Source organism: Synechococcus sp. R55.2 (assembly GCF_047462075.1).
Taxonomy (GTDB): domain Bacteria; phylum Cyanobacteriota; class Cyanobacteriia; order Thermostichales; family Thermostichaceae; genus Thermostichus.
In genome coordinates, this window is record NZ_JANSIH010000224.1 from 1 (window position 1) to 721 (window position 721).

1 protein-coding gene is annotated in these 721 nt (G+C 58.8%); it reads left to right on the forward strand.

What is annotated here, in order from left to right:
- Nucleotides 1-210: 210 nt before the first annotated feature.
- On the forward strand, nt 211-721 hold a 511-nt coding region (locus NW838_RS07735; RefSeq protein WP_414427802.1), incomplete at its 3' end, for an exopolysaccharide biosynthesis protein.

The following is a 721-nucleotide window of genomic DNA, read 5'->3' on the forward strand; positions in this document are numbered from 1 at the left end:
CCCAGCAGCAGGAGCCATCCCAGCCCACGCCCCCCTTTGCGGAACTGAGTCGGAGCCTTCTGCTGTCGCTCAAGGCTGCTGATGTTTACGGCCCTCTTGAACCTGTCACCGAGCATGTCACCTCTCCGAAACCACCCCTTTGCTCAAGATATCCAACACAACTTGAATTTGCAGTAGGCTATCGTTGGCCCTCCAGGTAGTGCCCACCCGTTGCCAAACTTTGCCCGCTCCAGCCCTGCCCCCTCTATGGCCCGTCTGTCTCAAGAGCTAGCCCGGTTTTCCCGCCTTCCCGAGAGCCCAGAGCAACCCGAACCCTCCCCGGAAGGGTTGATCCGCATCGAAGACATTCTAAAACTGGCGGGCGAGCGCAGTTTTGGCTTGTTTTTGGCGGTGCTCTCTTTCCCTTCTGCTTTGCCCTTGCCGGCTCCCGGCTATTCCACTCCCTTTGGCGTGGTCATCCTGTTGCTGGCCGCACAAATGCTGGCAGGGCGAACCACTCCTTGGCTGCCGAAATGGGTGTTGCAGACCTCTATTGAACGGAAGCATTTTCAAAAGTGGGTGCAGGCTGGGATCCCATGGTTGCAGCGCATTGAAAACATTGCCCGCCCCCGTTGGAAGCAGCTTTGCACCACACGGCTCGGCCAAGTCTGGCTGGGCACCTGGATCGGCTTGATGGGGATTTCCATGATCATCCCCGTTCCAGGCACCAACACCCTGCCGG